The following is a 26827-nucleotide window of genomic DNA, read 5'->3' on the forward strand; positions in this document are numbered from 1 at the left end:
TTCGGAATTCATGTCGCACTGACTCGCTAAAAGTGACCAACCGTTCTCGCCGCTCGACCCAACCTGAGCGGTTACCGGCCTCAATGTTCTGGGCCGCGCGTTAACATTTTAACACAGGCCACGCGCGCCCCCTCGAACCGCACGCGGGGCCTCGCTTTTGAGGCGCGTTCACTGCCACGTGAAAACGGCCAGTTTTGTCACCGTTATTCTGGTCTCGCAGCAACGTCCGACACCGTTTGTCCGGTATTTCCCGCAACTTCCGTGCGACCGGTTGCTTCGCCTCTGTTTGTAAACTTTGCTTGATCGTGGATACACAACCCGAAACTTTTCCGCATCGGTGGGTGGGACCGGCGGGCAAAGCGACGGTTGCCCCGGTCGCGCCGGCAGACGCTCGGCGCGGCCGTCAACAGTGATCGCTCGCGGAGTCACGCAACACTATGGGTTCTTCCCGCCGGCTCGTCCTCGTCGCCAACGACCCGCGGTTCGCCGCGATGGTACAGGGGCACCTGCAGCGCGCCATTCAACTGACCGTTCCGGTCGTCCGGTGCGAGGACGTGCCGAACCTGCTCACGCCCGAAACCGACGGCGACCTGCTGCTGCTCGCGTCCGAGCCGTCCGACGCGGCCGCGATCGAAACGGTGGTGCGCGAGACCAAGGTCCAGCACCTGCCGGCCGTGCTCTCGTTGCTCGAGAGCGACGCGGCCCGCGCGAGCGGGAAGCTGGACTGCCTGAACGCGTACCTCAGCGACCGGTTCGCGTGGCCGCACCACTCGCGCGAGCTGACCGCGTGGGCGCACCGCGCGTTCGCTCCGGGCACCCCGTTCGCCGACCCCGCCGCCGAGGGCACCCCCGAGACCATCCGCCGGCGGCTCATCAACCACACGCCCTCGCTGACCACAATGGTCGAGCAGTTGTGCATCGCCGCGGCGCACGACGTGACCGTGCTCATCGAGGGCGAAACCGGGACCGGCAAGACGTTCCTGGCGAAACTGGTTCACGACTGCTCCGCGCGGCGCGCCAACCGGTTCATGGTGGTCGCGTGCGGCGCGCTCTCGAGCAACCTCATCGCGGCGGAGTTCTTCGGCCACGCGCGGGGCGCGTTCACCAGCGCCGACGCCGCGAAGGTGGGCAAGTTCGCCGCGGCCGGCGAGGGGACGATCCTGCTCGACGAGATCGACACCCTCGGGATGGAGCACCAGGCGAACCTGCTGCGGGTGATCGAGACCGGCGAGTTCGAGCCGGTGGGCAGCAACGAGACGCAGGTGTGCAGGGCCCGGATCGTCGCGGCGACCAACTGGAACCTCGCCGACGCGGTCGAGCGGCACTCGTTCCGCCGCGACCTGTACTACCGGCTGCACGTCATCAGCTTCCACCTGCCGCCGCTCCGCAACCGGCCGGAGGACATCGCCCCGCTGGTGCGCGGGATGGTGGCGCGGTTCGGCACGAAGTACAGCAAGCGCCTGTTCGGGGTGTGCCCGGAGGCGCTGCGGGTGCTGGAGGCGTTCCCGTGGCCCGGGAACATCCGCCAGCTCGAGAACGTGATCCAGCAGGCGGTGCTGACCAGCGCCGGCAACGAGCTGAAGCTGCACCACCTGTCGCCGCAGGTGCTCAACCGGGTGGAGGCGCCCGGCGGCGTGGCGGCGGTGCCGAGCGGGTTCGACGGCACGCTGAAGCAGACCCGCGAGGCGACCGAGCGGGCCAACATTCTGCGCGCCCTCGAGAAGGCGAACCAGAGCCGCACCCGGGCGGCCCAGATGCTCGGGGTGAGCCGGGTCACGCTGTACAAGAAGATGAAGGCGTACAAGCTGCTCAAGGAAAAGGACGGGCCGTTCGGGCTCCCGTTCGACGAACTCAACCCGCGGGCCGGCAGCGTGTGACACCGACCGCGCGGCCCTCGCGGCCGCCAGCGGACCGGCGCCGTCCGCACCCGGCACCCGGTCGGTCGTTACGCCGAGCAATCGAATTCCCGGAGCTGCGGACGGGACGTCCGCGGTCCCAGGGAACGGCCCGCCATCGACTGTACTCGTGCGACTGACACGCTCGCGCATTGCAGGTCGCGGCCCGCGTGGCTATCCTGATTCCAGTTCCATTGGTGTTCAGCTCGTCGCTCTGCGACAGGCTGATGTTGCGTCAGCCGGGCTTCTGCCTTCACACCCCGCGCGGGGAGCGCTGTTCCAGCACCGCTTTCGGCCAGGGTCTGGCCAAAGTTGCGGCAGTCTGGAGCAACCCCGCGAGTCGTGGTTCAGCCACAACTTTGGCCAGACCCTGGCCGGCGGTGCCGTGAGCGCTCCGCGCCACAGGTTGAGAAGTGAACGCCTTGGGAACGCACCGGGCCGCGAGGTTTTCCTCGCGGCCCGGGTTCTTTTGCGGGCACAGTCCGCCGTCGCGCGGAATCAGAACGTGAAGATGATTTCCGCGAACCCGTTGAGCAGCGACTGCACCTTGCCGCCCTTGTCGTTGTAGAGCTGCCGGAACCCGCCGCCCGGGATCAGCGTGCTGATCCCGGCCAGGATGATCCCGTTGTTGTTCAGCCGCGGCCGGTACTCGAACCCGGTGCTCAGGTCCACGCCGATGAACCGGTCGATGTTCCCCTGGAACGTGAACACCTCCAGCGGGTTGGTCTTGTCGAAGAACAGCGCGTTGGCGTTGTTGATCGACCGCAGCCGCGGGGTCAGGTCGAAGTCCACGCCGGCGTTGATGAGCCAGAGCCCCGGGTTCACGAAGTTGCTCTGCCCCTGGATGCGGCTGGACCGCAGGTTCGCCAGGTTGCTCTGGTCGTTCGTCAGCCCCACCCCGAACAGCGGCACCCGGTTCCGCCGCCAGAAGCTGAACTCGCCCCCGAAGTTCTGCTGGTCCAGGATCGAGTCGAAGCCCGTGGCGTGCCCGTTGCGGGCGTCGCCGTCGCCCGACTGGTACAGGCCGCTCACGCGGAACCGCGCCCAGTCGCGGTCGTAGGACAGTTCCACCGCGGCCAGTTGGGCGCTGATGCTCGTCGGTTGCCCCGCGATCGGGTTGCGGCTGTCGCGCCCCAGCACCCAGTAGAAGGCGTGCGAGATGTTGTACCGGTCGATGTGGCCGTCGCCGGCCCAGCCCAGGTAGTGCGCCTCGACCCGGTGCGGGGTGAACGTGCCGGCCGGGTCCGGGCGCGCCAGGAACCCGTTCTTGTCGAACTTGAGCGACGGCCCGTCGTTGTTGAAGTGGTAGCTCAGGCTCGCCGTGTACCCCGGGAAGATGAAGTCCTGCCGGTACAGGTTCGCGATCACCACGTCCTGGTTGCGGTCGCTGAACGTGTTCAGCCCGCTGTTGGTGTCCTTCTCCAACTGCCGGAAGTACGCCAGGTTGAACTGCGTGCGGTTCCCGTCCAGGTTCCCGAACAGCCGCACGCCGCGGTTCACGTCGCTGTAGACGAACCCGCGGAAGTCGCTGGTGAACGGCTGCGCCCCGGCCCGCACCGAGAGGAAGTCGTACTGCTCGCTCAGGTCCGCGAGCTTGTACTCGCCGAACCACTCCTGGAGCGTGGCCCACGACCGCAGCCGCACCGTCCCCTTGCGCACGTCGGGGCTGACGACGCCCAGCTCGGACACCGACAGCGCGTTGTAGTTGAACGCCGGGGTCAGCTTGACGGCCCAGTCCTTCGGCTTGAACGCCGCGTCGCCGTGGAACAGCTCGAACGACGCGGTGGTCAGGTTCGAGAACAGGAACTGCCCCGGGCGCTGGAAGAACTCCTCCTGGAGCGGCCGCGCGGTGCTCTCGAACGGCGTGGTGGCCGTCGGGATCATGCGGCCCTCGAACAGGCTGCTGTTCGTGCCGGTGAACACGAAGAACGTGTGCTGCCCGAACACCGGGTAGTCGCCCTTGAGCACGTTCTGGCGGTACGGGTCGTACCAGCGCCCGAGCTGGTACGGGTAGTCGAAGACGCGCGGGTGGTTGAGCCCGTACCGGTCCCACTCCGGGAACCCGGTGCGCCACCGGTCCTCGACGGTGTCGTACTCGTTGTTGCTGCCGGACCGCGGCAGCACCCCGCTCTGGCCGGCGAACCCGAGCGTGGGGAAGTACGCGTAGGCGGACGCCTGCACCGCGGCGTCCTGCGGCCCGCCCGGCTGCGCCGGCGCGGCCGGCTCCAGCAGCCGGTCGATGGGCTGGCGGGTGGTGTCCTTCGGGGCGGCCTTCGGCGGCTGGGGCGCCGCGGCGGCCGTCGGTTGAGCCGCAAGCGCGCCCGGTGGCGGCGGAAGGGACGGCCCGCCGGGCGGTGCCGGCAGGCGCGGGAGCGCCGGGGCGGCGTCGGCGGCCGGCGGTGCCGGGGCGCCGGTCGGTGCGTCCGCCCGCGCCTGGCCCGTGGCGCACAGGAGCGCACCCGCAACGCAGCGGCTCAGCTTCCAGATCGGGCGCATGTCCGTAACCCCCAACGTCGCGCTCACGCACGCACAACGGTACAGCGCGGTGCTTCATCCCTTGAATCGACCGGCCGCGGGCCGGTCATGAGGATTCTTCTGATTCTGCATGGGGCGAGCACCAGCGAAAGTAATCCGTCAAGACCGGTTGTGCGGGCTGCCGATACAGACTGCGGGCGAAATACGACCACCGGGCCGCGTCATGCACACCGCAACCGACCGCGCCGCGCTGCGGCGAACCACTCTCTGGTGCGAGGCCCTTGAGGACCGGGCGCTGCTGGCCACCGCGGCGCTGGCCGGCGGGGTGCTCACCGTGACCGGGACGGACGGCGACGACCGCGTCCGCATCTTCGGCGCCGGCGGCGCCCTCCACGTGCTCGACGGCACCACCGAGATCGGCGCCTTCGTCTCGACCGACGTGACCTCGATCACGGTCAACACCGGGGCCGGTAACGACGCGGTGGTGGTCGACCCGGACGTGACCCAGCCGGCCGTACTCAGCGCCGGCGACGGCACGAACAAGTTGAGCGCCGGCAACGGCAACACGACGCTGAACGCCGGCGGCACCCGGAACGCGCTGTTCGGCGGCGACGGGACCAACACGTTCAGCGGCACCGGCGCGGTCAACGCGCTGTTCAACGTGAAATCGACCGACACGGTGCTCCCGGGGGGCGGCACCTTCCTGCTGGCGGCGCTCCCGCGCGGCGCCGCGGCCCCGGCCGCGCCGGTCAGCCAGCTGACCACCGACGAGGTGAACGCGCTGCTCCAGCGGGCGGCGGCGGCGTCCGCCAGCTCGGACGCGATCATCGTGGTGACCGACCGGAACGGGCGGATCCTCGGCGTGCGCGTCGAGAGCGGGGTGGACCCGAACATCACCGCCAGCGCGGACAACCTCGTGTTCGCGATCGACGGGGCGTACTCCAAGGCGCTGACCGCGGCGTACTTCGCCAACGACCAGGCCCCGCTCACCTCGCGCACGGTCGGGTTCATCAGCCAGTCCACGATCACCGAGCGGGAGGTGAACTCGAACCCCAACGTCACCGACCCGAACTCGACGGTCCGCGGCCCCGGGTTCGTGGCGGCGGTCGGGAGCAAGGGGCACTTCCCGCCGGGCGTCGCGAACACCCCGCAGGTGGACCTGTTCGGGATCGAGCACACCAACCGCGACGGCACGTTCGCGGTCGGCGCCGACGGGATCAAGGGCACCGCCGACGACCTCCTGCGGGAACTCCGGTTCAACGCCGACCGCAACTCCGTGCTCGCCGGCCAGGAGCTGTTCGTTCCCGACTCCTACGGGTTCCAGTCGGGGCTGAAGCCCGGCGCGCAGTCGCGCGGGATCGCGACCCTGCCGGGCGGCGTGCCGATCTACAAGGACGGGCACGTGGTGGGCGGGATCGGCGTGTTCTTCCCGGGCAAGACCGGGTACGCCACCGAGGAGAACTCGTCGCTCAGCAGCACGTTCGACTCGCGCAAGCCGGACCGGACGCTGGAGGCCGAGTGGATCGCGTTCGCGGCGGTCGGCGGCACCACCGCGAGCGTGGACGGCACCGCGACGCTCCCGGTCGGCGCGCTGGGCGGGGTGACGCTGTCGAGCCGCTTCGGGCTGCCCACCGGGCGCATCGACCTCGTGGGCATCCAGCTCGACGTGTTCGGCCCGGGGGGCGCGTTCCAGGGCGCCCAGCAGCTCCAGCTCACGGCCGCAGTGGTCGGCCGCGGGGACCCGAACGACGGGCAGAACCAGCAGGTGGCCGCGAACGGGGCCACGCTCCGCGGCGGCCAGGCGGTGCCGGACGGGTGGCTCGTCCTGCCGCACGACGGGGACGGCATCCGCGCCGACGAGGTGGTCGCGATCGTGGCCAACGGGCTCCAGCAGGCGAGCCAGACCCGGGCCGCGATCCGGCTGCCGATCAGCTCGCCGGCGAAATTCGTGTACGCGGTGTCGGACCGCCAGGGCAACATCGTGGGTTTGTACCGGCAGCCGGACGCCACGGTGTTCTCGATCGACGTGGCGGTGGCCAAGGCGCGCAACGTGTCGTACTACTCGAACCCGCTCCAGTTGCAGCCGATCGACCAGGTGCAGGGGCTCCCGCCGGGCGTGGCGATGACGGCCCGCACGTTCCGGTACCTGGCCGAGCCGCGGTTCCCCGAGGCCATCGACACCGCGCCCCCGGGTCCGTTCTCCCAGCTCAACGACGACCCGGTGAACACCAACCGGTTCACCGGCCGGCTGGTGGGGCAGGCGCTGCCCGCGTCGGCCTACCAGAGCGTGCTCGGGCACGACGCGTTCAACCCGGGCACCAACTTCCACAGCCCGTTCAACCTGCTGAACCAGAACGGCATCATCTTCTTCCCGGGCAGCTCGCCGCTGTACACGGCGGGGCTCCTGAAGGGCGGGTTCGGGGTCAGCGGCGACGGCGTGGACCAGGACGACGTGGTGACGGTGGCCGGGGAGAACGGGTTCAACGCCCCGGTGGGCGCGCGGGCCGACCAGTACCTGGTGAACGGGGTGCGGCTGCCGTACCAGAAGTTCAACCGGAACCCGGAGGGCGGGCTGTTCACCGATTGACCGGTTCGCGGCCCGGTGGGCCGGGCGGGATCGGAAATTCGCACGCAACCCGGAAGGCGGGGCGAGCCGATAAATGGGGGGCTGTGCCCGGCCCGGCGCGTTCGACCGCGCCGCGCGGGCTCGTGCGTACCCCCGGTGTCCCATGCGCCAGCTCTCCGCCCTCGCGGGCGTGATCGTTTTAGCCGCTACCGTTTCCGCTCGCGCCGACGACCGGCCGCTGCTCCAGCGGATCGCGGAGCGGACCCCGAAGCCGCACACGCCCGTGGAGCACTCCGCGGCCCGCGCCGGTTACCCGCTGAGCGTGAAGGCGCACGCGGTCCCGAGCGTGACCCGGTTCGACCACGGCGGGTACGTCGGGGGCGGCTCGCTGAAGGGCAACAGCCTACTCGCCCGCGGCCCGGGCTCGGCGCTGGGGGCGCCGTGCGTCGGCACCTACGGCACCGACTTCGGCGGGTTCCGGGCGCACCTCGGGCGCGTGTTCCTGGCCCCGTCGGTCGACCCCTCCACCGGCAAGCCGATTCAGAAGCTGTACAACGCGGACGGCCCGCGGGTCGTGGACGTGCTGGCCTTGCGCCCGCTGCGCAAAGCGGTGCTGGAGCGGCGCGAGGACATGGAGCACGCCAAGGAAGGGCACGGCGGCGGTCACGGGGCCGACGCCGGTCACGGCGGGGAAGCGAAGAGCGGCGGCGAGGCTAAGGGCGGCGGGCACTAACCGCTCAGCCGCTGCTCGGCGCCGTTCTTGTGGTTCATTTCCTCAGACGTAACTCGCCCCACGCCGCCGGGGCCGTCTCGGTGAGGTCTTCCGTTGTTGCTAGGCCGTGCTCACGCGGCACCCGTCTTGCCGAGTTCGGCCACCAGCGACCGCAAGAACGGTTCGGCGTCGCTGACGATGCCCACCGTCTGCGTGCTGCCGCGGTCCATCAGCTTGGTGACCGTCGCGGGGCTGATGTCCACACACGCCACCTTCACCCACGCGGGCAACAAGTTCCCGACCGCGATTGAGTGCAGCGTCGTCGCCACCATTAAGCAGAACCCGACGCCCGGGATGAGCTTGCGCATCGCGTCCTGGGCCGCCAGCGCGTCGGTGACCACCTCCGGGAGCGGGCCGTCGTCGCGGATGCTGCCGGCCAGCACGAACGGCACGTTCCGGGTCACGCACTCGAACATGATCCCGCTCGCCAGCTTTCCGGCTTTAACGGCTTCGCGAATCCCGCCGAGCCGCCGGATCGAGTTGATGGTGCGCAGGTGGTGCTCGTGGCCCTCGTCGGTCGGCAGCCCGTGCGTCAGCGACACCCCGAGGCTGGTGCCGTAGAGCGCCTGCTCCATGTCGTGGGTGGCCAGCGCGTTCCCGGCGAACAGCACGTTGATGAGCCCGTCGCGGACGAGCTGCGCGACCAGTTCGGAGCCGCCGGTGTGAACGACCGCCGGCCCGAGCACCGCCAGCACCTTGTCGCCGGCCGCGCGGGTTTTGCGCATCGCGTGGGCGATCTCGCGGACGCTCACCGCCTTCGGGCGCTCGCTCGAAACCGGGCTCGCCATGAACTCGAACAGCTCGTGCTTGCGCATCTCCGCTTCCGGGGGCAGCACCCGCGTCCCCGTCCGCCCGACGAGCACCCGGTCACCCTTTTTCACGCCGGTCATCGGCACGCAGCGCGCGGCTGCGCCTTCGGAATCGACGACGATGCCGCAATCCATCTCCTGGTCCTCGACGTCGATCCACTCGCCGTTGAGCCGGACCTGGGTGCGGAAGTTGGTGGAGCAGTAGAACCCGTCCGGGAACGCGCCGTCCATGTCCGCCGGCGCGGTGCGGCCGTCGCCGGTCTGCGCGGGGACCGCGCCGTGCGGGTGGACCTCGGCGAGGATCGCTTCGAGCTGCTCGGCGGTGTCGGCCCGCACCTCGATGCGGACGAAGCTGGCGTCGTCCTGGCGCTGCCCCAGCCGCAGGGTCTCGATGTTGTAGCGCCCGCCCCGGGAGAGGATCGCGTCGAGCACCTTCGGCAGGAGCAGCGAGTCGACGATGTGGCCGGTCATTTCGAGGTGTTCGACGTGGGTGGCCATTCGGTGAACCTCCGTGAGGGGTTTGCTCTCTCCTTTTTCATACCGGACGCGGAACGCGGGTACGAGGCGGGTATGGCGGACGGACTGGCCGAGCGCATGAAGTTGTACGAGGGGGCGGAGTCGGGCCGCCGGCTGATGCCGCGGCTGCCGGCGCTGGCGCGGCTCGACGGGCGGGCGTTCCACGCGTTCGTGCGCGGCTTGGCCCGGCCCTTCGACCAGCGCCTCTCGGACCTGATGATCGACACCCTGGCGGCCTTGGTGCGCGAGACCAACGCAACGGTCGGGTACACGCAGTCGGACGAGTTCACGCTCGCGTGGGTGCCGTTCGGGGCCGGCACGCAGGTGTTTTTTGACGGGCGCATTCAGAAGATGACGTCCGCCCTGGCCGCGCTGTGCTCGGTCCACTTCCACCGGCGGTTGCCGGCGTTCCTGCCGGCAGATTACACCGACCGGGTTCCGACGTTCGATTGCCGGGTGTGGAACGTGCCGACGTTCGACGAGGCGGCCAACGTGTTCGTGTGGCGCGAACTGGACGCGAAGAAGAACTCGATTTCAATGGCGGCCCGCGCCTACTACGACCACGCGACGGTTCACGGCCGTACCGGAGCCGAGTTGCAGGAGCTGCTTTTTCGGGAGGGTGTGAACTGGAACAGCTACCCGGCGTGCTTCAAACGGGGCACGTATTCGCGCCGCCGCGCGGTGCGCCGCCCGTTCACGGCCGACGAGCGGGACGCGCTGCCGGCAAAGCACCAGGCGCACCGCACCCCGGATCTGGTGATCGAACGGTCCGAGGTGGCGGTGTTCAACTTACCGCCGCTCTCGAAGTTAGAGAACCGTGCCGGGGTGCTGTTTCGAGGTGAAGAGCCGGTACTCAAAAGGGGCACGGCCACCGTGCCCCCGGAGCACGAGTAACGGAGGTCAGTATGCGGTCCGGCGCGGAGGGCGGGTGAGCAGACCGATGACTGTGGCGAACAGCACGCCGCCGATGATCGACCAAACGATTGGGAACGGCTTACCGCCGACCTCGACGATGAAGATCTCGGGCATCCCGGTGGCGCGCTGGAGCCACAGACCGACGAGCGCTCCGATGAACCCTACGGCGATGGCGACAAGGAGGCCGCCGCGCGAGAAGCCGGCAATCACCTGTGCAACGGCCCCGCAGATCGCCGCGACGAGTAGCAGCAGGAGGAAGTCGAGTACGTCCATTGTTCAGCCCTCGTATCGAAGCGGGCCGCCGAGTGTGGCCCGATAAAGTAATCTCAAGCAACCTCCATGCCGGGTCACACTTCTTGCTTTCGCGAGAAATGCAAAGGACGGTTGACCCAATCGCGTGCGCTGCTAAAATCAATGGTGTAAATGAGTGGATCGAAGTTGTTGGCTCTTGATGGTGGCTGTAGCTCAGTTGGTTAGAGCGCCAGATTGTGGATCTGGATGTCGCGGGTTCAAGTCCCGTCAGTCACCCTGAACGAAAGACGCGTAAGCCCTTGGAAAAACAAGGGCTTACGTCATTTTTGTGGCAGGGCATTCACCTGGACGGTTGTGCGTACCCTGTCCAGACCTGACGATACTTGGCGGGGCAAAGTACGCAAGAATCACGCAAGCGATTCCTGGACACCGTTTTCGCCCAATTCCCAAGACCAATGAGCTAAACGGCCCTGACGGAAAGCCGTGGTCCTGACTGATGGTCGCAGTTGCGCCCTTGCCGCAGACCGCGAACGAGCTATATTTTCTAAAGCAATGTGCCCGTAGCTCAACTGGATAGAGCGTCGGCCTCCGGAGCCGAAGGTTACAGGTTCAACTCCTGTCGGGCATACTAGAAAACCCCTGGGAAACCGGGGTTTTTTTTATTTGCACCGCGGTCCGAGTGATGGTCGCCGTACCAAATTCCGTACTAAACCGTCCTTGTTTTGCGGGATTGACGGCGCTGGCGCCTTGGATCGGTGTGCCGCCCTCGGCCTACGGACGTAGACGCTCTCAAGCGATAGATTACCCTCGGTCACCGACCGAGAAGCAGGCGGGAATCCCCTCTCGGCAGGCTGTCTGGCTCTGCGGTCAAGCTCCGGGTATAAGCGTCCGAGCGAGATCGGCAGCAGCGGTCGGCACCCGCAGCCCAACGGTGCCAGAAGGGGCGTACTCGGCTCCGAATCGGTCACGCGGGCAATGTGTCCAAGCGGCAGCACGAGACCGGCAAGAGCCATGAGGTTGCGAAGATGTGGCCGGATACGCCCTTCGAAAAACAGCTCAAGACAGCCCTGAAAAAAATCAACGCGCGCGGCGACGTGCTCGCGGGGAACTTCGCGTCGTCAAAAAAGTTCCTCGTTGAGAACGTCTACGAAGAGATCAAACGCGAAGAACGGCACTTGAGCGACCACGGGCCGCGGCACATCGTGAACGTCTTGGAGAACATCGGGACACTTCTCGGAAAAGAGTACGGTGGCTTCTCGCCCGAGGAGATGTACTGCCTCGGGATGATCACCCTCTTCCACGACGTCGGGAACATGTACGGCCGCAAGGAGCATCAGGACAAGATCAAGCAGATTTACACGAGGGCAAGGGCGGGAGCAAACGAGGACAAGAGCGAGAGGGTGATGGTCCTGATGGCGGCGAAGGCCCACACTGGCGAGGCATCGGACGGGAGCAAGGACACGCTCAAAGATCTTGATAATCGTTACTATTTTCAGGGGAGCATCGTTCGGCTTCAGGAAATCGCGGCTATCTTACGGATGGCGGACGAGCTTGCCGAAGGGCCGCAACGAACCTCCCGATTGGTGCTGGAGACGCACGGCTACGATGAGAGTAGCCGCATCTACCACCGCTACGCGACGTGCGTCCACGTCAGCATCGACCGCGAGCGAGGTCTCTTCGCCTTGGACTACCACTTTGCGGTGGATCCGAACGCCGGAGACATTGAGTCGGCTCTTGCGGATATCAAAGAGCTTATAGAATTCTCATACAAACGACTCCTAAAGCTAGACCAGGAGCGAAGTTATACAAAGTTTTACTGCCCTGCTCTCAGCCCGTTCAAAGCCTCCTCGGCCACGTACCGTTTCTGGATCGGAGACGACGAGTGTGGGACGAGACTCCCGGCGCTCTACGTTGACGACAAAGTTGTGCCGGGGGTGAATGCCCGTAGCGTGCCGCAGATCAACCCGCTGTACGAGCCGGCAACCATAATCGAACAACTGCGAGGCTCGATCCAGCAAAGGAATGGGGGTGTCGCATGAGCACGTCAAACCCTTTCCAGTACGAGGCTGCGAACAACCTGTCGCCGAGCATGATCGCGGCGTTCTACGTCGAGGATTTCAACTTCTCTCGCGTGATTCAGTCCAAGCGGAACATCTTCCTGGTGGGAGAGCGCGGATCGGGCAAGACGATGACCTTGCTTTACAACTCGCTTCGCGTCCGCTTGGCGGCCGGAGGCAGGGACGCAAAGTCGCTGGAGATGATCGGGGTGTACATCCCCTGCAACACGCCCCTTGTTCACCGAAAGGAGTACCAACTACTCAATGAGATCCAGGCCGCCGCAATCTCCGAGCACTTCCTGGTGCTGACGGTAATTTACAACATCGCGGATACTTTGAACGAAGTCCCCGATACCCTCGACGGTGTCAAGCAGAAGGATCTGCGGTCGGATATCGAGTACATACTCGGTATCAAGCTCCGTGACACTGTAAACCTGTACGAAGGGATCAGGGAATGGGCCCAGAAGGACATCGTTGCCACCCAGCGCCACATCAATCAGCCGAAGTCTGACTTGTTCTATGACAATTGTCTGTCTTTTGCCTCCGGCGTGATGCCCTTGCTGGGCTGCATTCGCAAGATTCCGGTGCTTAAAGACTCGCACCTCATGCTCATGATGGACGATGCTCACGACCTGAACGAGCATCAGGCGAGGTCACTGAACTCGTGGATCGCCTACCGCGACCATTCGGCTTTCAGCTTTAAGGTGGCAACCGCGAAGGTCGGCAAGCCGGACTTCAAGACGACGTCGGGAGGCGCGGTCCTCGAAGGGCACGACTTCACAACGATCGACATGGAGCAGCCGTTCCAGACCGCGTCCTCCGACTTCGGGAAGATGTCGGCGAGCATCATCGATCGCCGGCTCAAACGTTGCGGGATTGAGAAAGGTGCGGCGGAGTTCTTTCCCGTAAGCCCACAGTTCGATGCCGATATGCGGAAGTGCCACGATCAGGTGAAGGTGCGGGTGGCAAAGGAGCACCCGGACTGGTTGCCGTCGCGGGTGCAGGACTACGTCTACAAGTTCGGCCGTGCCGAGTACTTCCGAACCCGGTCGCCCAAAGCGAATCGTCCCACCTATTCGGGCTTCGACACGCTCGTGTACCTTTCCACGGGTGTGATCCGTAACCTGCTGGAACCGTGCTACCTGATGTACGACGCCGTGCAATCGCGGCGGCACGACGGGGCGGCCGGAGCGGCGCCGACGGAGATTCCCCCGGACGATCAATGCGACATCATCCTGCGACAAAGCGAAGCGATGTGGGCAAGGCTGAAGGAAGGTCTCGACAGATCCATTGACGGATGCTCTTCGAAGCAGGCGCGGCAGATCGTAACGCTCTTCGAAAAGCTGGCGATGTATTTCCGCGTTCGGCTACTCAACCACGAGTCGGAACCGCAAGCCAACTCCTTCAGCATCACGGGAATGACGGAGGCAATTGAGTCCGAACTCTCACCCCTGTTGATGATTGCCCGCAAGGCACAGCTACTTTACATGCGGTTCGGGCCAGCCAAGGCGGGCGGCTTGCGTGAGGCCTACTACGTTCCGAACCGGATGCTATGGCCGAGCATCGGCTTGGACCTGCACGGACAACACGCCCGCGCATCGCTCAAGGCCAAAGACCTGCTGGCAGCGAGCAACGGCACGGACATCCCGGTTAAAAAGCCGGACGCCGCGCCTGAACAGCGGGGGCTTTTCGATGAGTAACACCGAACTTTTCGTCACGATGGCGAGCTGGGAGGAGCGTTTCCTACTAGGCGCGCGGGAGGTCTTCAGCCAAGACGCACCCCGCAAGGCGATCATGTACTACGCGCGGGAGAACGCGGCGAATTCGCAAGAGAATCGAGATGGATTTGAGGAGCTTTGCGAGGGGCTGCATGTACAGGTGAAGACCCGAGAGGTCTCGTTCGGATCGCCAGCCGACACCTGGCGATCACTGCAGGCCGACCTTGCGAGCCAAACGGTCGCCGCGAGCCGGGCGACCGTAGATATCACTACGATGCCGCGGGACATCATCTGGCTGACCTTCTCATTTCTGAAGGAGGTTGGGTGCGAAGTCAATTACGTATACCACAAGCCCAACTCTTACAACAAGGACTGGCTCAGCCGAGATCCTGATCGACCGCGGCTGGTTTACAAACTGTCCGGTGAAGCCCGCCTCGGCTGCCCAACGACGTTGATCGTCCTTACGGGGTATGATGTCCGCCGCACAGAGCAACTTATCCGCTTCTACGAGCCGAAGACAGCATTTCTGGGCATTCAGACGGGCAGCCAATATGGCAACCAGTCGAAAAACACGGACGTGCATGCACCTTTGATTTGCCCGGACGGGAGCGTGGAGCGGTTCGATGTCGATGCCTACTCGGCAGACAGGGGACTTGCTGCTATCCGAGCCAAGCTCGAGGGCTGCATTGACGACAGCAACGTAGTTCTCAGCTCGCTGGGGCCAAAGCTGTCTGCCGTCGCGCTATTCCAGCTACACCAAGCCTTCCCCCAGGTGGCGTTAGCTTACGCACCCTCTCAGGAGTACAACATTGACTACTCCTCTGGGATCGGTGAGACTGTACGTGGCCAGCTCTGAGCCAAATCATGGAAGATCAGACTATCGAGGGCGTGCGGTCGCATTTCACAGCGGCTGACCTGTTTGCCGGAGCCGGCGGACTTAGCCTTGGCTTCGAACAAGGCGGAGCCACAATCGTGTTTGCGGTGGAGCGAGATGCAAATGCAGCTCGCACATACCGCGCAAATCGCACCGACGTGAAACTGTTTGATAGGGATATTCGAGAGCTAGACCCGGCCACTTGCATGACGTCGGCGGGCATTAAGTCCGGCGAGCTTTGTGTGTTGATTGGTGGTCCACCGTGCCAAGGATTCTCAGAATCAAACAAGCGAACGCGAACGCTGGAAAACCCTAACAATCACTATTATTTGGAGTATTTTCGTTTCCTTGCAGCGTTGCAGCCGCAGTGGTTCGTCATCGAAAACGTTGCCGGCTTGAAAACTTTGGCGGGTGGCGCGTTGCTCGATCGGATCGCAGAGCAGGCGGATCAGTTGGGGTATACGGCGAGTTGCCTCCAGCTTGAGGCATCCGCGTTCGGGGTACCACAAGTGCGGCGAAGGTTGTTTATCGTCGGGAACCGCCTTCAGTTGCCCATCATAACCCCGCAGCCAATCTTCGGCGAGGGCTTGGCCAAACCTGTGACTGTTCAAGAGGCGATCGGCGACCTGCCTCGATTGAGCGCTGGGGCTGCGATCGACATTCTGCCCTACCCTAGCCGCTCCAAACTATCCGACTACCAGTTGCGGATGCGGCGAGGTTCCGTGTCTGTTCAAGGCAACCTGGTCACAAAAAATTCACCACTGGTGCTGAAGCGGTACGAAGTCATTCGGCCTGGCCAGAACTGGGAGTCGATCCCGAACCGCCTTCTGAAGAACTACAGCGATGCTTCTCGGTGTCATACCGGTATTTACTACCGGCTGGTAGCCAACCAGCCTTCGAAGGTGATCGGCAACTTCCGCAAGAACATGCTTATCCACCCCTCTCAGCACCGGGGGCTCTCGGTGCGCGAGGCAGCGCGCATTCAGTCTTTCCCCGACGCCTACCAGTTCACGGGAAGCATCGGGTTCCAGCAACAACAGGTCGCTGACGCGGTACCGCCCCTTCTGGCAAAAGTCGTCGCCCAAATGATTCTAAGTTCGATGCTTCAGTTGCCTCCTGGCAACAAGCAGGCAAGGCACCGCTCACTAGGCCGTGGAAGTAGAACAAAAGGCTCGCGGAAGTCGGCCCGCAGGGCGGTTGGGGTTCGTTGACAGCGGACCTGGCAAAGGGTACTGTTCGCCCGTATAAAAGCCACTGGCTAGAACCCGGGAGACAGCAATGGAACAGATCGAACGCCCCGTCGTTCCGGCCCTCGACGCGATCCTCGGCCAGCAGTTCAAGGTGCTGGACAACGGGTTCGTCCGCGTCGTCGATTACATGGGGTCGGATGACTCGATTGTGCAGGCGGCCCGCGTTTCCTACGGAAAGGGAACGAAGAAGGTTTCTGAGGATCGCGGCCTGATCCGGTACCTCCTGCGAAACTGGCACACCACGCCGTTCGAGATGTGCGAGCTGAAGCTTCACGTCCGTGTTCCGATGGACTGCTGGCGGCAATGGATTCGACACCGCACGGCCAACGTCAACGAGTACTCCACGCGATACTCCGAAGCGATCGATGCCGCACAGGTCACTGCCCCCGATGGATGGCGTAGCCAATCCTCCGCAAACCGTCAGGGTAGCGCGGGAGTACTCGACACTGCAATCGGCGAAGAACTAACGGCAGAAGAGGAGCGGCTCCTGAAGCACAGCCGCTCAGTGTACGAGAAGCGGCTGTCGGCTGGGGTAGCCAGAGAGCAGGCCCGCAAAGACCTCCCTCTGTCCACCTACACCGAGGCCTATTGGAAGGTGGACCTCCACAACCTCTTCAACTTCCTTCGCCTGCGGATGGACGCGCACGCCCAGCTTGAAATTCGATCCTACGCCACGGTGATCGGGAACGAGATCGTAAGCCGCTGGTGCCCGGTGGCGTGGGAAGCGTTCGTCGATTACCGACTCAACTCTGTGGCCCTGTCACGGCTGGAAATCGAGGTGATTCAGGCGCTTGCCGGCAATAATGTGGCCGGAGCGGTCCGCCTCGGGATCGAAGCCGGCTTGCTGGACGAGAACGGATCGCCATTGAAGCAGAGTCGTGAACGCGGAGAGCTGGAAGCGAAACTAGCCCGGCTCGGCATCGCCTGCCCGTGGGCTCAACCTGCAGTGCAGTCAGCACAGTAACGCACTGGCTCATCATCTCTCGTGAATTACTGGAGGCGGCCGGCTGTGCAGCCTTGCTTGGCCTGCGGCCATTCCCTGCCCTGCCTTTCCTTCCCGTCGCCGTCGGTCGCGTTCGACATGCCCTCCCTGCCTTGCGCGCCGTCGGCCGTCGGGATGTAGTATCGCTGGGTTCCATCCATCCCCGCGATGCGGAGCCCGAGAGGCCAGAGGCGCGTGCGTGGGATGGTTTTCTCGCGCTACGCTTGAGGTCAGAGGGGGCAGCGGAGTGGGGTTCTTCTGCTCTCCGCGAGGTTGCTGACTCGCCCGCCTCGGCTTTGAACGGCACGCCCACGGCGCGGGGCGCGTTAAGCTGGTCTCACGAATCGCGGTAAGCTGGCGACCGCCAACCCAACTTGGCGAACCGATTACGGCCGCCGGTCCTGCTACAAAGCAGAGGCCGGGGGCCGTTTCCCGTTTGAAGACGGAGGTTGCCATGCCAGAGGGCCTCGCGCGGACGCTGGGCACGACGATGGTGTTGCTCGTCACCGAGTTGGAGGCGTAACTCGATCGGGATCAACCCGACACCACGTGAGTGATTTCGGGTGGTCTACTCCCGGGCTCTTACCGGGAACGGGGTCGAATCGCCTCCCTCCATTCGATCGCACCCGTGGAATCGTACGTAAATGCCCTTTTCACGCCGATTCGCCCCTCCCGGCTGGGGCAGCTGCTCCTCGACCCGTACCGCGTCTCGCAACCCGGTTTCCGGGCCAGTACGATGGTGTCCGCTCGCCCTCCTTCCCTCAATGCCCTTTTTCACGCACGACGTTGTCCGCCTGCGTCGGCCTCGGAGGTTCTGCGAACCTCATTCGATTCGATTAGAGGTCCACGGTCGAGACAGCGAACGAGCCAACGCCCATGAATTTCGTTCCCGTGACGTGCCCCGCCACGGTGCGTGCGCCTGATCGGCCGTGCCTCCGCGCTCACCGACACGGGATTCCCGTTTCTTTTCCGTCATCCGGGCCTTTCGATCGTGCTGCTTTCCGTGCCACCGGTGACAGGGCACTGATTCACAACGGTTTTGGGGCCCAGGGCCCCGAGCAGGTTTCTGGCCGCGCGCGTTATCCACAGGCCCGGCACGTTACAACAAGTTACAGTATAAATCGTTAGATTTATAGTTAAGTAAGTTAGCCGACCCACAACGCCTTGAACGGTCGCAAGAAATCGGGCCTCCGTGCGCCTGATCGGCCGTGGGTGCTGCGTCTGATCGGCCGTGCCCACTTGCGCCTGTTCGGCCGTGCCTCTTGCGCCCGATCGGCCGTGCCCGGGGATGGTTCTATGGATAACTCGGCAACGGCCGCCCGGTCCGGACGTGCGGGAGCACTCGCGGACCGGGACGTGGGCGGGTACGAGCGGGAAGCGTACGCCTATTCGGCCGTGACTGCCTGCGCGAGTGTGAGGGCCGGCTCGGCGATTGTTGCCTTGGCGTGCCGGTGGCGCGCCCGCGGGGGTTGGAATCGTGGGTCCGCGGGCGGCAGGTGGCAGCGCGGGAGGAACGTCACTACCTCATCTTCGGCGGTGCGGTGTACCGCCAGTGCGTACTCGGGCAGGCTATCGGCCTCGACCACCTTGCGCACGTCCAGGGCGAAGTCCGAGAACCGGGCCGCCGAGCCGGACTTGGCGTACAGCTGGCGCATGGTGAACGTCCACCCGGCCGGCTGCGTGCCGGCGTGCTTGCGGGCCACCCGGTACAGCCACCGCTCGATCCCCCCGGTGAGCAGGAAGTAATCCTCGTGGATGGTCAGCACTCCGCCCTTGGCCACGATCCCGGTGTACAGCCAGTCGGGTAGGGTCATGGTCATGTGCGCGGTCTCCCCGGTGGCCTCGTTGACCTCCTCGGTCCACGATTCGAGCCAGTGGAACGAGGCCGATTTCTTCTTCCCCTGCACCCGGATGTTTGTACTCACCGCGGTGTGTGTCAGCCGGTTCAGGGCCTCGCGGAGCCGCCGATAATGGTCCCCGCCGACCGACCGGCGGACGCTCTTGAGCAGGTTGTACGGATGGAAGTGGATGACCCGGGACGGTGCGTGTCCTCGGTCCAGGGCCTCGGTCACCTGGGTAGACGCCCAGATCAGGATGTCCGCATCCCAGATCGACGCCATCCCGAACTTGGGGTTGGCCGTGACCTCGACCCACACGTCCCCGACCTGGTACTCGATGGGCGCCAGCCGGGGCTTCTTGGACAGGCTGAAGAACGGCCGCTCCATGGTGTCACGCTGGTCGCGGATCGGGATGTCGGCGAACGTGCCGGCGAACAGGTCGGGCTGGTGGTCCCCCTTGGGGTGGTGGCGCTTGGACATGGGCCGGATGATAGCGCGACCCGCGGCGGACGCAAGCGACAATTACTCCCCGTCTGTCCCGCAGGCGAGCTCCACTTTTCACGAACGCAGGAATTCCGGAACGCCCGAATTCTACTTATCCAGTTTGCGTGCCTTTTCCCAAGCGTCGAGGGCTTCAAACAGTAATTCGTTGAGCCGTAGGTCGGCGGTGGCGGCGCGTTGACGGAAGCGGCGACGGAAAGAAGGGGGCACCTTAAACGAGAGCGACGTCAGGTCCGCAGTCGCCACTCGCTCAGCCATCCGCTTGCTCTCGGTTGACGGCTTCGGCTTGGCCACGGGGGGCTTGAGAGCAGGCTCAATGGGCACTGGAACCGCCGGGGCACGCTGCACGGCTTCGGGCATTGGGGCTGCCACATCGGCCGTGAGGGAGGTGAGCTGATCGTAGTTAATCATCGGGCGCTTGTTCATGCCGCCTGCCCTCCCGTGCGGACTTTTTCGCTTTCGTGCGTGCGCTCTTTCACGGCGCGCCAGATGCCGGCCAGTTCGGTGACCGCTTTCCCTTCGGGCTCGATCTCGAACGCAGTTTTGCCGTGGGCGAAGCTCTCGGCGTAGACGACTCGTTCATGCATCCGGGCGGGAATCACCAGGCCCAGGGTCTCCAGCGCTATTGCCACCCCTTCATTGTTGCGCAAGTTGGGTCGAACCCGGGCGAGGACGAATTGGAACGGGCGGCCCGAGCGCTTAATCATCGGTAGTCCTTTGACCAGTGCCCGCATATCGGCTGGGGTGGGATTGAGTGGGATCAGGATCAAATCGGCGACGGCAAACAGCTCTGCATTGACGGTGCCGACGGAGGGGGCGGTGTCGACGAACAGGTAGGATGCGCCAGCGGCGGTCAACTGGTCGACGGTGGTGCGCAGAGCGGCCAAGTTCAGCGGAGCGTAGCGCGGGGTCTCGAGACCGCCTTTGCGGCGCTCGTTGAACCAGTCGGCGGTGCTCGCCTGGGGGTCCGTGTCAGACAGCACGACGGGGCCGTCGCCGCAGGTCTCGGCGGCGACGGCCAAGTGGGTGGTGAGGGTAGACTTCCCCGATCCACCTTTTTGGTTGGCAATCACGATCGTCTTCATAAGGCCGACCATTCCACATTTCGCGCGTTCGCGAAAGTACTATTTTCATGAAGGTACGAATGATGCCATTCGGGCGTTCCAGAAGTGCTCCGTTCCAGAAAGGCAGAACACACGAACGCCGGAATTTGCTAATTCTACCGTTCGGGAACGCCGGAACGGTGGCAAGCGTGATTTCCAGAACGCCAGAATTCATGAACTCCCACTTTCCTTCGTTAGCGCCCACGGTCGAGGTGACCGACGCACGCAACATTCGATGTGTGGGGGAGGTCTCGGAGAGAGCACGATGCGGACGCAGTGCCACACCGCCCTCACTATGCCTGCGGTCATTTCGGCGCACCGAGGATGATGAGGAGATCCCGGCTCGTGTAATCGAGAACGCCATCGAGGTGCAACTGTACGGGATCGACGAGGACGTCGGTCACGCATGGCTTCGAGGTCAGATTGGCGACACGGATGATGACGTAGGTTCCGGACTTCGGGTCACCGTGGCACCCCTGGGCCACCTCCCACTCGTTCGTCGTCATCTCGAACACGCTGCCGCCGTCATGCGCGGACGACTTCACCTCGATGAGGCAGCGTGGCATGATACGAGAACCTGCGAGAGCGCCGGTGACGTCGTCATAGGAGAAGTCATAGCCTAAGGTATCGTTCCCAGCGCTGAACCCGAAGCGCTCCCTGCCTTTCGACAGCCAATTCGTCAGGTCAAAGTCCGGACACAGCGCCTTCAACTGCTGGTAGACGAAGTATTCGCCGACGGCCCCGAGGACTGCGAGGTAGTCCTCTGACACGCGCGTCCGGGCGCCTCCTCCACTGCCCGCGCCGGGTCGGCCCCGCTTCGTGGGACGTTGCACTGCGCCGCGGGACACCGAGCGGATGGCTGCGAGATTGAGAGCGGGGTTGACTGCCGCTTCCAGGTTCTGTGCGACCGTCCCGGCCGGCCCCTTGGCGGCGGAGGTTTCGAAGTCCTCGCGCGTCCAGCCGGCGCTGAGGACGTTGAAGGTGGGTTTCGGCGGTGCCGGGGCGGGCGGTGCCGGGATGTCTCCCAGCTCCTCAAATTTCTTCCAGAGTGATCGCCAGTCCTCGACTTCCCGGAATGCAGACCGCTCCTTCATTCGTGCGGCCGTGCGCGGGGCCGCGGCCTCGAGGGCGTCCCGAACGGCGGCGATGACGGCCACGCGGTTCCCCCAGAAGCCCTGGCTCAGCAGCGTCACCAGTGCGTGCCCCGTGATTGCCGCGGGGTCGATCGTTTCTTCGAACTTCGGCGCGAGCTCGCCCGCCACCTTGAGGACGATGTTCACCGCGTCTCCCGCCTGCTGCGCTCGAACGATCTCGTCGTCCCGCTCGTAGATGCCCGCTGACTTGTCCGGTTCATCCTTCAGCTTGAGAGCGGAGAGTTCCGACGGTGGCGACTCGGAGAGCTTGCGCAGCGGATCGACGAGCTGCGCGGCACCCGCGACGGTGGGGCGGGGCGCGGCGAGCGCGAGGGCATCACGGGCGACGCGGCCGACAATCGCTTCGGGGTTGAGGGTCTCCTCGGCGACCTCCGTAGGCACCGCGAGCCGACGAACGTCTCCCACCCAGCCCGCCACGTCGTCCGCGAGTGCTGCGGGCACTGTCGGGCCGGAAGATCGCGGGACGACGAGGTAGGCGAACCAGGCCATCAAGTGACCCGCGACGGCATCGCGGGCGGATGTGTAGTGGCGCTCGGAGGGGGCGAAGCGCCACCGCGGCTCGCCGAGCTTCGTGCGAGCGCTCTGCCAGACCGCGACCGAGAGCCCCAGACCCTTCAGGAGCGACAGCGATCCTTGCGGTTCGTCCACGCGTGATGCCGTTTCCAGGCGCACGTGCAAGTCGGGCCAAGCGAGCCACGCGCTGGCGGTCTCGGGCGAGCGGGCATGCTGGGACCACTCCCGCCGGAAGTCGTCGAGCGTTCCGTCCGGGTGATCGCGGTCCCAGAGCGCGAGGCAGATCGGTTGGAAGTGCCGCAGACGGCGCTCGAAGCCCAGGCCGATGGCGACTTTCACCTCCATGCGCTCGGTCGCAGTGGTCCCATAGTCCTGGAAGAATTGGTCACAGGCACCCGCGCGGAGTTCCTGTGCGTAGGCGGTCCAGAGAGGGCGATACGACGTTCCGAGCAACTGCCAAGTCTCGCTGACGACCTCGTGCGGTGCCAGCGTGGAATCCACGAGGAGGGCGGGGCCGCCGGCACGCTGCGCATCGAAGCAGGCGCGTTCGGACATCGTGCCCTCGAACCTGCCGCGGATGAGGCTCGTCCGCGAGAACAGACGCCAGGCGGCGCGGAACGCCTCGTCGGTCGGTAAGGTCGCCTGGGTCGCGCCCTTGAGAATCAGCAGCGCGAGATCCTCCGCCACCAGCCGCTCCGGAACGGTATCTCGCAGGTAGTCGACGAGGGGAACGCCATGCGCGAGCGGGTTGAAGGGCACGTCGATCGGAAGCTCGCTGACACGGGCCACCCGCGTTGACCCCAAGAGCGTGCGCAGGGCGTTCACGAGTTCGCGATACGTGTGCTGGAAGCGCCTCGGGAGAACCCACGCCTCCCGGAAACCCGCGACGTGGCGGCGCCGGATCGAGTCGTCGTCGATCAGCACCCGATCCGTCTCGTTGAGCTTCGCGGAGGTGAGTTCGTCACCCCGGAGGAGCGGCACCGGTGCGCCGAGCAACGCCTTCACCGCACCGGCCTGCTCGGTGCCCTTGAGCCGTCTGTCGATCGCTTCGTACAGGTCGGAGGCGAGCGCCTCGATGTGCCGCCGCTCGTCGCTGCCGGCCTTCGGGATGTGCTCCGCGACCTCATGCAGTGCCATGGCCAGCCGCGCGATCGAGGCCTCTTCAAGTGAGACAATCCCGAGCGCCCGCAGCAGCCCTCGCGCGTCGCCGAACTCGGGCTTCACGCACGTCAGAAACGCGAAACGCTCCGCCTTCGCGTCCCGCGACTCGAGCGGGAGAAACCATGCGCGCTGCGGGGAGCGGAGGCCGGAACCCGTCGGGATGGTGTCCCACTTCTCGGCGCAGAGCGCGTGTACCCAGAGCGCTGGGACGTCCGAGCTGTCCTCACCGCTGTGACGCGACAACTTCGCGCCGGCGCTGCTCGCGTAGAGACCCGGCTTCCGGAGCATCGCCTCGACGACCAGCGGCCGAACGGCGTCGTCCTCGAGCCCGTCGATCCACGCAACCTCATTGAGGTAGAAGGTCTGGCCCGTTTTCGTCTGTGACATTCGCTGGCAGACCGTGCGGAGGTACTGCTTCCACAGCGCATCGGGGCACGACAGCGGGCGGTCCAACCATAGGTACGGGGTGAGGTAGTTGTAGCTCTTCGCCTCTGCGATGAGCATGGGCTTCGTGGTCCTGCGGATGCGCGGGCAGTCGGCAACGCCGATGTCCTTCATGCGGTCGAGCCACCACCTTCGATCCGCATCCTTGAAACGCTGGCCGACGCGCTTCTCGAAGCGATCCCACGGGATGAGCAACGTGTTCGAACGGCTGCCGTAGGCGCGGGCGAGCAGGGCGATGTTCGGGTCGTGCGACCACCCCTTGCCGAAGTAGGCGTTCGTCGGCTCCGTCCACGCCCAAGCGTCCCCGGTACCGCTGACCGGAACGAGGAGGCTGTCCGTCGTGACGCGCTGTCGCAACTTCTGCGACATCGTGGCCAGCCAGATGAGCGCTTGACGCAGCAGAGCCAGCATCCGGTCGTGATCGCCCCGCGCTTCGTGTAGAGCGGGAATCAGGGCGTCGTTGATCAGGATGTCCTGCCGCGGCTGGCGGACGAGTCCACGGCCGCTGTCCGGGGCCAGCCGCTGAGCGAGTGGGGTGTAGTCTCGTGTCGCCCCGACCCGTATCGTGACCGCGGAGTCGTCGAAGAATCTGAGCATGGCGGCCACGCCGTCTTCGATTGTCGCAAGCTCGTCGCCAGCGTCTTCGACCGCCTGCGTCTTCTCGGTCGCTCCGGCGGCGCGCGCCGGACGCACTGGAGGAAAGAACACACGCGCCTTCGCGCTCGACAGGTCTGTCTTGCCGGTGGGAAGGATGACTTGCTCCGCGAGCGCGTCCTGCTGTGTGCCGAAGCGGTCGAGGACGAAGGTGAAGAACGGTTCCCAGAACGCCGGGCCGTCTTGACGATGCACGCTCGCAGCGTGCTCGAGCAATGAGCGGTGCTCGACGCTCTTCTTGAGGTAGGAGCTGTCCGGCACCTCGCTCTGAGGGTTCAGGACGTCGAGCACCTTGCGCGCGTGCTCGAGAAGGATCGGATCGGGTAGCCGAAAGCCGAACGACTCCACGTTCTTGATTCCGGTGGTCAGTTGCCGGAAGAGTGCGAGGTCTGCCGCCTTGGGTAAGCGCAAGTCGCTGGCCTTGAGGAAGGCATCCGTGTTGGCGAGTACGACCTCGCCACGTGCGAACCCGTCGGGGGCGTAGAACGCGTCCGCCAGGGCGCCGCGCGTCCGTTCCATCGCCAGTGTCACGAGGCGCCGGGTCGTCCGCTCCGGCTCGCGCTTGAACCGTTCCAGCAGCTCGCCCGCCAACTCCACGGCGGCATCGAAGAGCAGATCGTTGTACCGGCTGTCGAAGTCGATCGCCGTGCGGTCAATCTTCCCGTGAAAGTGCGAGCTCACCCACAGCGGGAGGCCGGTGCTCACTCGCGTCGGGAGCCCGATGCAGAAGAGGCCCGACGGGCCGAGCGTCGCAGCGGCTTGCTTCTCCGCTAACACGGGTTGGGGGAGCGCCACCGCGACGGGAATTTTCTCGATTCGCTGCCAGTTCTCTTCCGGAAGCCGCAACGCCTCAATCGCTTCTCGGATCGCGTCCCGCTCGTTGGCTGCGTCTTTGTCGTCACCCTCGCCCAGGAACCGCTCGGCGACCCACCAGTCCTGCCCCGGCCCCGGTGGCTCAGCGCTCGCCAGCGAAAGGGCACTACGCAAGCGCGTGGTGCGCAGACGACGGAGCGTAACGCCCGGCGAGAGTTCTTCCAGTGGGGCAGTCTCCTCCTTCTTCAGCTCCACGCGACAGTCCCGGACGTGGTCCACGATCGTAATCGTGGCGATACCCGGCAGGAACAAAAAGGCCGTGCCGGTTGGACCACCACCCGCGGCGTGTTTCCCATCCTGCATCTCGTCGATGGCGCTCTCGACATCCGCGTGACGCGTTCCGTCGAGGGGCAGCACGACGAGCGTCTGGGTCGTGCGCAGGACGTCCTCGGTGAGGTTGAGTGCCTTGACGCGGTGGTGGAAATGGCCGTCGCTACAGGGAAGCGGGAACGTGAATCCCGCCGCCCGGCGCGCTTCACGAAGGACCACCTCGGTGGCCGCTGCTGTGGAACCGTTCGGTTCGATCTTGCGAAGGCGCCCCGGCTGCTCCAGGAGCAATTCGTCCGCGATGTCGCGCATGTCCGCCAAGAACGTCTCGTCCTCGAACGGCTTGCGCACGATCCGGAAGGCGGTTGGGCAGCCGTCCCACAGGCTCCCGCCCGGCGCGGCACTGTAGATCTCGGCCGAGTCGGCGACCTGGAAGACGGCCTTGAAACCGATCCCCTTGTTGCCGAGGCACTTATCCGCCTGCTTGTCGCTCTTGAAGATCGAGGTGATGGCGTCCACCTTCGCTTCGTCGAACGGCTGGCCGCTGTTGCCGATCGCCAGCAGGCGCTCGGTCCAGTGGATCGTGACGGCCGTGTCCTTCAGGCCCTGCCGAACGGCTTGGTCATTCGCGTTCTGGAGAAGCTCGATCAAAAACCGTCCGTGGTACTCGGCGCTGATGTGCTCCGCGGCGTTCGCGATCTGGACGTAGTAGGTGTCCTTGTTGGCGATCCCGGAGATGAGGGTGTCGAGTCGACGGTACCAGAGGTCGCGCAGCAGGGACGGCGAACCCGTGGGAACTGCTGCATTCGCGGGAATCGCCGTGGTCGCCATGGGCTCTGGTCTCGTCGGGGACAGCGGATCGGGCAACGGGTGGGTCAGGCCCGGCACTCCGCCACATAGTGAATGGTCGTTCCCAAATCCTACTGCAAATGTGACGCGCGGGGTGGCCTTCACCGAAGACTTTGGGAACCGACTACACGAATCGGACCAAACCAGAGGGAGCACCGCCGAACCCGAAGAAGCAGACGTTGCGCGCTGCGGTCCGACACACCGAAGTGGCTTCACTACTTGTTCAGGTGTTCCGGCCGTAACGTGCTATGACGCTCTTCCCCTAAATTGCTGGGAGTATTGGTGTCGATGGCACCACAAGAACGGGCGATGTCGTCACCAGGCGAGCGACATCTCGCCCGGTCAGTTGTCCGAACTCGACTCAGTCATCCCTCTAGCTAAATTCTTGG

General features: G+C 65.1%; 16 protein-coding genes and 2 tRNA genes. 11 read left to right on the forward strand and 7 right to left on the reverse strand.

Features of this window, described 5'->3' with window-relative positions:
- Positions 1–437: 437 nt before the first annotated feature.
- Positions 438–1877 (forward strand): sigma-54 interaction domain-containing protein, encoded by a 1440-nt coding sequence (locus GobsT_RS06770; protein ID WP_010051305.1) that lies wholly within the window; start codon positions 438–440, stop codon positions 1875–1877.
- 516 nt (positions 1878–2393) lie between these two features.
- Here the strand turns inward: GobsT_RS06770 and GobsT_RS06775 are convergent.
- Positions 2394–4391: a hypothetical protein gene (locus tag GobsT_RS06775; RefSeq protein WP_010034225.1), complete on the reverse strand. Its 1998-nt coding sequence runs from the start codon at positions 4389–4391 to the stop codon at positions 2394–2396.
- A gap of 202 nt (positions 4392–4593) precedes the next feature.
- Between GobsT_RS06775 and GobsT_RS06780 the strand changes: the two genes are divergently transcribed.
- Together GobsT_RS06780 and GobsT_RS06785 are read left to right on the forward strand one after the other, a co-directional pair.
- Positions 4594–6957: a heme-binding protein gene (locus GobsT_RS06780; protein WP_010034222.1), complete on the forward strand. Its 2364-nt coding sequence runs from the start codon at positions 4594–4596 to the stop codon at positions 6955–6957.
- Between the two features lie 142 nt (positions 6958–7099).
- A complete protein-coding gene (locus GobsT_RS06785) occupies positions 7100–7669 on the forward strand; it encodes a hypothetical protein (RefSeq protein WP_109571237.1) in 570 nt (189 codons plus the stop codon).
- 110 nt (positions 7670–7779) lie between these two features.
- Here GobsT_RS06785 and GobsT_RS06790 read toward each other — a convergent pair whose 3' ends face one another.
- A complete protein-coding gene (locus GobsT_RS06790) occupies positions 7780–9015 on the reverse strand; it encodes an ornithine cyclodeaminase, nickel-pincer nucleotide-dependent (protein WP_010034218.1) in 1236 nt (411 codons plus the stop codon).
- A gap of 72 nt (positions 9016–9087) precedes the next feature.
- Here GobsT_RS06790 and GobsT_RS06795 point away from each other — a divergent pair, with 72 nt between their 5' ends.
- Complete coding sequence (locus tag GobsT_RS06795; RefSeq protein WP_010034216.1) at positions 9088–9927, forward strand: tRNA(His) guanylyltransferase Thg1 family protein; 840 nt, start codon at positions 9088–9090, stop codon at positions 9925–9927.
- A 6-nt stretch (positions 9928–9933) separates the two neighbouring features.
- Here the strand turns inward: GobsT_RS06795 and GobsT_RS06800 are convergent, their stop codons facing one another.
- Positions 9934–10221, reverse strand: a complete 288-nt coding sequence (locus tag GobsT_RS06800; protein WP_010034215.1) for a hypothetical protein — start codon at positions 10219–10221, stop codon at positions 9934–9936.
- A gap of 181 nt (positions 10222–10402) precedes the next feature.
- Here GobsT_RS06800 and GobsT_RS06805 point away from each other — a divergent pair.
- The 7 genes from GobsT_RS06805 (at position 10403) to thyX (ending at position 17063) form a co-directional block, all read left to right on the forward strand.
- Positions 10403–10476: transfer RNA gene (locus tag GobsT_RS06805), tRNA-His, on the forward strand.
- Positions 10477–10754: 278 nt separating this feature from the next.
- Positions 10755–10828: transfer RNA gene (locus GobsT_RS06810), tRNA-Arg, on the forward strand.
- Positions 10829–11177: 349 nt separating this feature from the next.
- Positions 11178–12239 carry an HD domain-containing protein gene (locus GobsT_RS06815; RefSeq protein ID WP_010034213.1) on the forward strand — a complete coding sequence of 354 codons (1062 nt, stop codon included), beginning with the start codon at positions 11178–11180 and terminating at the stop codon, positions 12237–12239.
- Positions 12236–13957, forward strand: a complete 1722-nt coding sequence (locus tag GobsT_RS06820) for an ORC-CDC6 family AAA ATPase (RefSeq protein WP_010034210.1) — start codon at positions 12236–12238, stop codon at positions 13955–13957. Before GobsT_RS06815 ends, GobsT_RS06820 begins: the two co-directional genes overlap by 4 nt.
- Positions 13950–14831 carry a hypothetical protein gene (locus GobsT_RS06825; RefSeq protein WP_010034208.1) on the forward strand — a complete coding sequence of 294 codons (882 nt, stop codon included), beginning with the start codon at positions 13950–13952 and terminating at the stop codon, positions 14829–14831. The genes GobsT_RS06820 and GobsT_RS06825 overlap by 8 nt, the downstream gene beginning before the upstream one ends.
- Positions 14832–14839: 8 nt before the next feature.
- Complete coding sequence (locus GobsT_RS06830) at positions 14840–16060, forward strand: DNA cytosine methyltransferase (protein WP_071529228.1); 1221 nt, start codon at positions 14840–14842, stop codon at positions 16058–16060.
- 67 nt (positions 16061–16127) lie between these two features.
- Positions 16128–17063 carry an FAD-dependent thymidylate synthase gene (gene thyX, locus GobsT_RS06835; RefSeq protein ID WP_010034203.1) on the forward strand — a complete coding sequence of 312 codons (936 nt, stop codon included), beginning with the start codon at positions 16128–16130 and terminating at the stop codon, positions 17061–17063.
- A gap of 1403 nt (positions 17064–18466) precedes the next feature.
- On the opposite strand, the gene GobsT_RS06840 is transcribed toward thyX, so the two are convergent.
- From GobsT_RS06840 to GobsT_RS06855, 4 genes are all read right to left on the reverse strand, one after another.
- Positions 18467–19399 carry a replication initiator protein A gene (locus tag GobsT_RS06840; protein WP_010034195.1) on the reverse strand — a complete coding sequence of 311 codons (933 nt, stop codon included), beginning with the start codon at positions 19397–19399 and terminating at the stop codon, positions 18467–18469.
- Positions 19400–19510: 111 nt separating this feature from the next.
- The gene (locus GobsT_RS06845) at positions 19511–19846 is read right to left on the reverse strand and encodes a hypothetical protein (RefSeq protein WP_010034193.1); all 336 of its coding nucleotides are present in this window, start codon (positions 19844–19846) and stop codon (positions 19511–19513) included.
- Positions 19843–20505, reverse strand: coding sequence for a ParA family protein (locus GobsT_RS06850; RefSeq protein ID WP_010034191.1), 663 nt, complete (start codon positions 20503–20505; stop codon positions 19843–19845). Before GobsT_RS06850 ends, GobsT_RS06845 begins: the two co-directional genes overlap by 4 nt.
- Before the next feature lie 323 nt (positions 20506–20828).
- A complete protein-coding gene (locus tag GobsT_RS06855) occupies positions 20829–26420 on the reverse strand; it encodes a sacsin N-terminal ATP-binding-like domain-containing protein (protein ID WP_010034189.1) in 5592 nt (1863 codons plus the stop codon).
- Positions 26421–26827: the final 407 nt, after the last annotated feature.

The organism is Gemmata obscuriglobus, assembly GCF_008065095.1.
GTDB classification, from domain to species: domain Bacteria; phylum Planctomycetota; class Planctomycetia; order Gemmatales; family Gemmataceae; genus Gemmata; species Gemmata obscuriglobus.

What these genes read in the sequence shown, in the direction of transcription:
- GobsT_RS06770 (WP_010051305.1), top strand. Translation starts at nt 438, where the DNA reads ATGGGTTCTTCCCGCCGGCTCGTCCTCGTCGCCAACGACCCGCGGTTC.
- GobsT_RS06775 (WP_010034225.1), bottom strand. Translation starts at nt 4,391, where the DNA reads ATGCGCCCGATCTGGAAGCTGAGCCGCTGCGTTGCGGGTGCGCTCCTG.
- GobsT_RS06780 (WP_010034222.1), top strand. Translation starts at nt 4,594, where the DNA reads ATGCACACCGCAACCGACCGCGCCGCGCTGCGGCGAACCACTCTCTGG.
- GobsT_RS06785 (WP_109571237.1), top strand. Translation starts at nt 7,100, where the DNA reads ATGCGCCAGCTCTCCGCCCTCGCGGGCGTGATCGTTTTAGCCGCTACC.
- GobsT_RS06790 (WP_010034218.1), bottom strand. Translation starts at nt 9,015, where the DNA reads ATGGCCACCCACGTCGAACACCTCGAAATGACCGGCCACATCGTCGAC.
- GobsT_RS06795 (WP_010034216.1), top strand. Translation starts at nt 9,088, where the DNA reads ATGGCGGACGGACTGGCCGAGCGCATGAAGTTGTACGAGGGGGCGGAG.
- GobsT_RS06800 (WP_010034215.1), bottom strand. Translation starts at nt 10,221, where the DNA reads ATGGACGTACTCGACTTCCTCCTGCTGCTACTCGTCGCGGCGATCTGC.
- GobsT_RS06820 (WP_010034210.1), top strand. Translation starts at nt 12,236, where the DNA reads ATGAGCACGTCAAACCCTTTCCAGTACGAGGCTGCGAACAACCTGTCG.
- GobsT_RS06825 (WP_010034208.1), top strand. Translation starts at nt 13,950, where the DNA reads ATGAGTAACACCGAACTTTTCGTCACGATGGCGAGCTGGGAGGAGCGT.
- GobsT_RS06830 (WP_071529228.1), top strand. Translation starts at nt 14,840, where the DNA reads ATGGAAGATCAGACTATCGAGGGCGTGCGGTCGCATTTCACAGCGGCT.
- thyX (WP_010034203.1), top strand. Translation starts at nt 16,128, where the DNA reads ATGGAACAGATCGAACGCCCCGTCGTTCCGGCCCTCGACGCGATCCTC.
- GobsT_RS06840 (WP_010034195.1), bottom strand. Translation starts at nt 19,399, where the DNA reads ATGTCCAAGCGCCACCACCCCAAGGGGGACCACCAGCCCGACCTGTTC.
- GobsT_RS06845 (WP_010034193.1), bottom strand. Translation starts at nt 19,846, where the DNA reads ATGAACAAGCGCCCGATGATTAACTACGATCAGCTCACCTCCCTCACG.
- GobsT_RS06850 (WP_010034191.1), bottom strand. Translation starts at nt 20,505, where the DNA reads ATGAAGACGATCGTGATTGCCAACCAAAAAGGTGGATCGGGGAAGTCT.
- GobsT_RS06855 (WP_010034189.1), bottom strand. Translation starts at nt 26,420, where the DNA reads ATGGCGACCACGGCGATTCCCGCGAATGCAGCAGTTCCCACGGGTTCG.